This window comes from Rhodococcus sp. BS-15 (genome assembly GCF_000813105.1).
GTDB lineage: Bacteria > Actinomycetota > Actinomycetes > Mycobacteriales > Mycobacteriaceae > Rhodococcoides.
In genome coordinates this window covers 1-7,049 of the sequence record NZ_BAOX01000260.1, presented here as the reverse complement: position 1 = coordinate 7,049, position 7,049 = coordinate 1, and the positions used below count along the sequence as shown (strand labels likewise).

Annotated in this window: 8 protein-coding genes and 1 pseudogene; 5 read left to right on the top strand and 4 right to left on the bottom strand. The window is 65.9% G+C overall.

Translation table 11 applies throughout. The features are described from left to right. Positions 1 to 207 (top strand): annotated as a pseudogene (locus RHBS_RS21905) (N-acetylmuramoyl-L-alanine amidase); the annotation flags it as partial. Between the two features lie 11 nt (positions 208 to 218). Next, positions 219 to 1,259, top strand: coding sequence for a GTP-binding protein (locus RHBS_RS21900; RefSeq protein WP_121870232.1), 1,041 nt, complete (start codon positions 219 to 221; stop codon positions 1,257 to 1,259). Positions 1,260 to 1,263: 4 nt separating this feature from the next. On the opposite strand, the gene RHBS_RS21895 is transcribed toward RHBS_RS21900, so the two are convergent. The 3 genes from RHBS_RS21895 to glp are packed head-to-tail and all read right to left on the bottom strand — an operon-like array spanning position 1,264 to position 3,867. Continuing rightward, positions 1,264 to 1,677 carry a molybdenum cofactor biosynthesis protein MoaE gene (locus RHBS_RS21895; protein ID WP_068045866.1) on the bottom strand — a complete coding sequence of 138 codons (414 nt, stop codon included), beginning with the start codon at positions 1,675 to 1,677 and terminating at the stop codon, positions 1,264 to 1,266. Next, on the bottom strand, positions 1,670 to 2,620 hold the full coding sequence (moaCB, locus tag RHBS_RS21890) for a bifunctional molybdenum cofactor biosynthesis protein MoaC/MoaB (protein WP_237669556.1): 951 nt from the start codon (positions 2,618 to 2,620) through the stop codon (positions 1,670 to 1,672). Before moaCB ends, RHBS_RS21895 begins: the two co-directional genes overlap by 8 nt. A gap of 56 nt (positions 2,621 to 2,676) precedes the next feature. Continuing rightward, positions 2,677 to 3,867: a gephyrin-like molybdotransferase Glp gene (gene glp, locus RHBS_RS21885; RefSeq protein WP_121870231.1), complete on the bottom strand. Its 1,191-nt coding sequence runs from the start codon at positions 3,865 to 3,867 to the stop codon at positions 2,677 to 2,679. Positions 3,868 to 4,074: 207 nt separating this feature from the next. Between glp and moaA the strand changes: the two genes are divergently transcribed. Both moaA and RHBS_RS21875 read left to right on the top strand, forming a co-directional pair. After that, positions 4,075 to 5,103 carry a GTP 3',8-cyclase MoaA gene (gene moaA, locus RHBS_RS21880; protein WP_183130417.1) on the top strand — a complete coding sequence of 343 codons (1,029 nt, stop codon included), beginning with the start codon at positions 4,075 to 4,077 and terminating at the stop codon, positions 5,101 to 5,103. Then, positions 5,096 to 5,350 (top strand): MoaD/ThiS family protein, encoded by a 255-nt coding sequence (locus RHBS_RS21875; protein WP_121870230.1) that lies wholly within the window; start codon positions 5,096 to 5,098, stop codon positions 5,348 to 5,350. Before moaA ends, RHBS_RS21875 begins: the two co-directional genes overlap by 8 nt. Before the next feature lie 42 nt (positions 5,351 to 5,392). On the opposite strand, the gene nadE is transcribed toward RHBS_RS21875, so the two are convergent. Further along, positions 5,393 to 6,238 (bottom strand): ammonia-dependent NAD(+) synthetase, encoded by an 846-nt coding sequence (nadE, locus tag RHBS_RS21870; protein WP_121870229.1) that lies wholly within the window; start codon positions 6,236 to 6,238, stop codon positions 5,393 to 5,395. Between the two features lie 12 nt (positions 6,239 to 6,250). On the opposite strand from nadE, the gene RHBS_RS21865 reads away from it, so the two are divergent. Further along, positions 6,251 to 7,049 (top strand): fructosamine kinase family protein (locus RHBS_RS21865; RefSeq protein WP_128646419.1); only part of this gene is annotated, 799 nt, incomplete at its 3' end.

Here is a 7,049-nt window from a genome sequence, read left to right as displayed (position 1 = left end):
TCCGCCGCCCCCGCCCCGACGGCACCCAGCGACGCAGGCCCCGCGACCGAGGGGCGTAGCGCGTTGTCCCGGTTGCTCGAGAGCGTCTCCCCGTACGTGAACTCGTTCGGCGTCGACGGTCTGGAAGGACTTGCGACCCCGGACAATGTGAGCAGTGTGTCGACGTTCGCGCAAGGCCTGCTGAAGCAGATTCTCGCCGACAGGTAGTCTCGGACGCCGTGGCGCGTCGACGAATTCCGGTGGTGATAGTTGCGGGCTTTCTCGGCGCAGGCAAGACCACCCTCCTGAACCACCTGCTGCGCAACGATTCCGGCATCCGCATAGGGGTTGTGGTCAACGACTTCGGGGCGATCAACATCGACTCGATGCTCGTGGCAGGCCAGGTCGATTCGATGGTCTCTCTCGGTAACGGCTGTATCTGTTGCGCCGTCGACATCAGCGATATGGACGCGATGTTCGACGCCCTCGCGCACCGCCGGTCCGCCATCGACGTGATCGTGGTGGAGGCCAGCGGCCTGGCCGAACCCCGCAATCTCATCAGAATGGTCCGGGGTAGCGAGAACGAATTCATCGTCTACGGCGGGCTCGTCGGGGTGGTCGACGCGGTCGAGTTCCGGCAGACCCGCGCGCGGCATCCCGAGATCGACCAGCACCTGCAATTGGCCGACCTGGTGGTGCTGAACAAGTCCGATGCGGTGACCGAGTCCGAACGCTCCGCGGTGCTGTCGACGGTGCAGTCCGTCGTAGCAGATGTGCCCGTCGTGCCGGTGGCCTTCGGTCGCGTCGACCCGTTGCTGCTGTTCGATCGGCGCGAGGATCAATCGGTGGATTCGGCAATGGCGGTGCAGCTGTCGTTCGACGAACTACTCCGCGAGAACCACGATCACGATCACGATCATCACCTGCACGCGCAGTACTCGCACACCGAGTTCGTCAGTTCGGATCCGGTCGAACCTCGACGACTGATCGAGTTCCTGGAGAATCCTTCCGGAAATCTCTACCGCATCAAGGGATTCGTACACTTCGACATTGCCGGCCACACCCAGAAATTCGTCGTGCACACGGTGGGCCGACACATCCGATTCGAGGCCGCGTCGTGGGCCAGGGGTGAGTCTGCGCAGACCTCACTGGTGCTGATCGGTACCGAGCTCGATGCACCGGCCGTTGAGCAGCGGTTGCGTGCCTGTGTACGAGGACCGGACGACGCCGACGACGCCTCCGCCATGCTTCCGGTCCATCGCTACCTCGAGACCGGCTAGTTCCCTAGAGCCCGACCCACTCGGTACGTCCGCCCTCGAATCCCTGACGCTTCCAGATCGGGACCTCGGCCTTGATGCGCTCGACGAGTCGGGCGCAGGCCTCGAACGCTTCGGCGCGATGGGCCGAGCCGACGGCGGCAACGAGTGCGAGGTCGCCGACCCGCAGATCGCCGACGCGATGCACTGCGGCCACCGCCAATCCGGTCTCTGCCGAAACCTCCGAGCAGCATCGGCTCAGGAATCGTTCCGCGTCGGGGTGTGCGCGGTATTCCAGAGTCTCCACGGCATGTCCGCCGTCGTGATCGCGCACGATGCCGCTGAACAGTACGACGGCACCGTGACGCGAATCCTGCACTGCTGCCTCGACTTCGGCAGTGCTCAACGGTTCGTTCGAGATACGGGCGACGAGCTCACTCATCATGGGGGCCTCCTCCGGCGATCTGGGCCAGCACATGGTCGAGGAGCGGGTCGAGAACGGAGAGTCCGTCCTTCACGGCACCCGGCGAGCCCGGCAGATTGACTACGAGCGTGCGTCCGATCAGACCCGAGACACCGCGGCTGAGCACCGCATGAGGCGTCGCAGATGTTCCGCGGGTTCGGATCGCATCGGCGATCCCCGGCATGTCGACGTCGAGCAGTGCTGCCGTCGCCTCGGGGGTCGCGTCGGTGGGGGATACACCGGTGCCACCTGTGCTGACGATCAGCGACGGTTCGCCGCGTAGGGCGTCCTGCAACCCCGCAGCGATGTCGGCATCGGCGTACACCAGTGGGCCACGTACGGCGAAGTCTCGATCGGTCAACCAGGACGCGATGGTGGGGCCGGTGGTGTCCGGTCGAGTGCCGTTCGCGCCGCCGGTGGAGGCCACCAGAACCACCGCGGACCGTGAGGATTCGAGTATCGGTGCGGCCGAGGACTCGGGGGAGACCTCTGCGTCGTCCCGTTGCCAATGCCCGTGCTTGCCGCCGTCTTTGGTGAGCAACCGGACACCGTTCATGGTGGCACCGGGATCGACGGCCTTGACCATGTCGTGCAGGGTCAGGCCGGCGACGGCGACCGCGGTCAGTGCTTCCATCTCCACCCCGGTGCGTCCGGTGGTGCGGGCTGTTGCCTCGACCGTGATGGACGACTCGGTGAATCCGAAGGAGATCTTCACCGAGGAGAGGGCGAGCTGATGACACAGCGGAATCAGTTCCGACGTTCGCTTCGCTGCCGAGATGCCGGCGATGCGGGCGGTGGCCAGAACGTCGGCTTTGGGCATGTCGTCGGCGCGCACGAGCGCGATGACCTCGGCGGTGGTGACGAACTCACCGGTGGCGACGGCCGTGCGCGAGGTTTCCTTCTTGTGCGCCACATCGACCATGCGGGCGCGGCCCTGATCGTCGAGATGAGAGAGCTGGGGTTGCTGGGCATCGGTGGTCACAGTGGCCACACCTCCACGTCGGATCCTGCAGCGAGTTCGGTTGTCTCGGAATCGATATCGATCAGCACATCGGCCCATGCCAGTGCCGCGACCAGGTGCGAGCCGGGGCCGGCGACGAGCTCGACCCGACCGTCGTCGCGCAGTCGGCCACGGAGCAGCTGTCTTCTACCGGGCGGTGACACGATCGGTTCGTGCAAGGCTGCGGTGGTCGAGAGCACCGGAGGCAGACCGGCAGCTCGCCGAACGATGTTGCGCGCGAACATGATGTAGGAGACGACCGTACTGACGGGATTGCCGGGAAAGCTGAGCACGGGAACACCGTCGAACATCGTGATGCCCTGCGGTCCGCCCGGCTGCATCCGAACCGACCCGAAGTTGCCGCCGAGCGGCCGGAGCACGTCCTTGACCACTTCGAAATCGCCCATCGAAACGCCGCCGGACGTGATGATCAGCTCTGCCGATTCCGCTGCCGCGTCGAGGATCTCGCGAAAGCGGCTCGGCTCGTCGGAGCTGCGCGAGACGGAGACCACCTCGGCACCGCTGGCGCGCAGGTGTGCGGCAAGGGTGATTCCGTTCGAGTCGTAGATCTGACCGGGCGTCAGCGTCGACCCGGCGTCGACCAGTTCGGCACCGGTGGTCACGACGGCCACGCGAGGACGTGAGCGTACGTCGAGCTCGCCGAAGCCGACGGCAGCCAGAACGGAGATGTGGCGGGGTTCGAGCACTCGGCCCGACTCGACCAGGACTGTTCCGACGCGTACGTCGCTGCCCTGTTCGCGTACGAATTCACCTGCTGCGCGGCTTCTTTCGATGGTCACCGAACCGGCCGCCGGTACCGAGGTGTCTTCGACGGGGACGATGGCGTCCGCTCCGTCCGGAATGGGGGCACCGGTCATGATCTTGGCGGCGCTGCCCGAGGCGAGAACTGCCGATTCCGTCGGGCCTGCGGCGATGATCGTCGAGACCGGAAGCGTCACCGGGGTCGTGGCCACGGATCGAGAATCCACGGCATAGCCGTCCATCTGCGAGTTGCGGAACAGAGGCAGATCGACCGGCGATCGCACGTCCTCGAACGAGACGCGTCTCAGCGCGTCGTCGAGACGAATTCGCTGAGCTGTTCTCGTGGTCAGTGCCGCGAGCAGAGTCTCGATCGCGGCGGCATGTTCCTCGACCGATACAGCGGTCACTGTGCGGATCCAGTGATCGCGTGCGTGTGCTCAACCGTCATGGGTGCCAATCCTAAGCACGCCGATCCGTCCGCTCGGTGTGGGCTGCGGCATAATGGGTAGACACATCGACGACAGACATGATTTTCGACGGAGACGAGGTACGAGGTGACGGTGGACAGTGTCACCTCGCTGGGCATTCCCGGGTTCGGCAGCACCACGGGTTCGGTGGCAGGCAGTGCGAACTCCGTCTCCGACCGGCCGGACGTGCCGCACCTGATCGATCGTTTCGGTCGAGTGGCCCGCGACCTGCGCATCTCGATCACCGAGAAGTGCTCGTTGCGGTGCACCTACTGCATGCCGGAGGAAGGCCTTCCGGCGATCCCTGCGGCGGCACTACTGACACCCGCCGAGATTGCCCGAGTGGTCTCGGTGTCGGTCCGCCTGCTGGGCATTCGGGACGTGCGCTTCACCGGAGGCGAGCCGCTGATGCGCCGCGATCTCGACGACATTCTGCGGCTGTGCGCCGATGTTGCCGAGGGTGTGCCTCTGTCGATGACAACCAACGCCGTCGGTCTCGAACACCGGGCACAGTCCTTGGCCGACGCCGGATTGACCCGAGTGAACGTCTCGCTCGACTCCGTCGACCGCGAGGATTTCGCGCGCTTGACCCGACGCGATCGGCTGCCGTCCGTGCTCGCCGGAATCAGGGCAGCGCAGCGAGCCGGGATCGGACCGGTCAAGGTCAACGCCGTTCTGATGCGCGACACACTGTCCGGTGCCGTCGATCTGCTGCGCTGGTGTCTCGACGAAGGCGTGGCTCTGCGCTTCATCGAGCAGATGCCGCTCGATGCCGACCACGAGTGGGCTCGCGCGAACATGATCGATGCCCAGACCTTGCTCGACGAACTGTCCACCGAGTTCGACCTGCGTGAGGTGGGACGCGTCGATCCGTCCGCCCCGGCCGAGGAATGGAGCGTCGACGGAACCGACGCCACCGTCGGCATCATCGCGTCGGTGACGCGCTCGTTCTGCGGTGATTGCGACCGCACCAGGATCACTGCCGAAGGAACCATTCGGTCCTGTCTGTTCAGCGACGACGAGACCGATCTGCGGGCAGCCCTGCGCGGCGGTGCCACCGACGACGAACTGGCAGCGGTGTGGCGTGGGGCGATGTGGAACAAGTGGGCGGGTCACGGCATCGACGCCGACGGCTTCGTACCTCCCACCCGCAGCATGGGAGCCATCGGTGGTTGAGACCCAGGTGGAGGTGCGGTACTTCGCTGCAGCGGTCGACGCGTCGCACTGCGAGTCCGAGTACCTGACCGTGCCGACCGGAGCCACCCTCGCAGATCTGCGAGAGCTGATTCTGTCCAAGCACGGCGCGCCGATGGAGCCGATTCTCAGGGTGTCGGCGTATCTGGTGGGAGAGGATCTGACCCGCGATCTGGAGCGCGTGATCGGCGGCAGGGTCGACGTGCTGCCGCCCTTCGCCGGCGGCTGAGCGCACCCGTTTCACCGCGCCACGGGCAGGTGGCCGCCCGATTCAGCTGCTCCTCTTCCACCAATCGTCGAACGGCGTCACGGGCACCGTCCGCTTGTGCCGAGTTGCGAGGAACATCTTCTCCAGCTTTTCGGCGATCTCGTCGGTGACGTCCTTGCCCTCGAGGTAGTCGTCGATCTGTTCGTACGTCACGCCGAGCGCTTCCTCGTCGGGTAGCGCAGGTCGATCGTCTTCGAGATCGGCGGTGGGAACCTTGCGCCAGGTGCTCTCGGGTGCACCCAGTTCGCGCAGCAGCGCCGCACCCTGACGCTTGCTCAGGCCGGTGAGCGGAGTCAGATCGACCCCGCCGTCACCGAACTTGGTGAAGAAGCCGGTGATCGCCTCGGCGGCATGATCGGTGCCCACGACGACGTAGCCGAGTTCGCCGGCGAGGGCGTACTGCGCGACCATGCGCTGGCGAGCCTTGATGTTGCCGCGGACGAAATCTCGGATTTCGGCACTACCCAGCGCATCGGCCGTCGCGGCCGCTGCGGCGTCGGCGGCGTCCTTGATGTTCACCGTCACCGTGCGGTCGGGATCGATGAACTTCAGAGCGATCGATGCGTCGTCCTCGTCGGCCTGCACGCCGTAGGGGAGGCGAACGGCGACGAACTCGGCCTCGTGTCCATCGGCTCGGAGCTCCGTCGCTGCCTGTTGGGCAAGCTTGCCGGTGAGCGTGCTGTCCTGCCCGCCACTGATGCCGAGCACGAATCCCGAGGCCGGAGTCGACGCCAGGTAGTCCTTGAGGAAGTCCACTCGCCTGCGGACCTCCGTGATCGGGTCGATGGTCGACTGCACGGCCAGTTCGCGCATGATCGCCGTGCGCAATTCCGAGTTGATGTGTCCCATCACGTCATCCTAATGACGAGTGCCGGTATCGATCTCGCGCCGTGCGTAGTGTCGGTGGTCGTGAGTGGATCCTCCGATACTTTCGTCAAGCGAAATCCCCAGGCACACCCCGACTTCTACGCTGCCGAGGCCACCGGGCTCCGATGGCTCGGCGAGGCGGCGGCCCCTGTCGTCGGAGTTCGCGGGCATGGCCGGACGTACATCGAACTCGACCGACTGGTTGCGGCCCGTCCCACGCCGGGCGCAGCCGAACGATTCGGCCGCACACTGGCCGCGATGCATTCCGCCGGAGCCGACGGGTTCGGTGCGCCACCGGTGGATGCCGACGGCGTCGTTTTTTCGGGTCGGCTGTTCATCGGTGCTCGGCCCATGAGCAGCACTGTGCACAGGTCGTGGGGTGCGTTCTACGCGGCTGAACGAGTGTTGCCGTTTCTCCGAAGCGCGGTCGACGCAGGCACCGTGATGCAGGGCGAGGCGGAAATCGTCGAATCGGCGTGCGGACGCATCGCGGACGGCGACTTCGACGATGCGGAGCCGCCGAGCCGTATTCACGGTGATCTCTGGAACGGCAACGTGTTCTGGACCGACGCGGGAGTGGTGCTGATCGATCCGGCAGCGCACGGTGGGCACCGCGAGACCGACCTGGCGATGCTGGCGCTGTTCGGTTGCCCCCACCTCGACGTCGTCGTAGACGGTTACGAGACGGTACATCCGTTGCGAGCCGGGTGGCGCGCGCGCATACCGGTGCACCAGTTGCACCCGCTCGCCGTTCATGCGGCCGGTCACGGCCGCTCGTACGGCACCGCGCTGC

What these genes read in the sequence shown, in the direction of transcription:
- RHBS_RS21895 (WP_068045866.1), bottom strand. Translation starts at nt 1,677, where the DNA reads ATGAGTGAGCTCGTCGCCCGTATCTCGAACGAACCGTTGAGCACTGCC.
- moaCB (WP_237669556.1), bottom strand. Translation starts at nt 2,620, where the DNA reads ATGGTCGATGTGGCGCACAAGAAGGAAACCTCGCGCACGGCCGTCGCC.
- nadE (WP_121870229.1), bottom strand. Translation starts at nt 6,238, where the DNA reads ATGGGACACATCAACTCGGAATTGCGCACGGCGATCATGCGCGAACTG.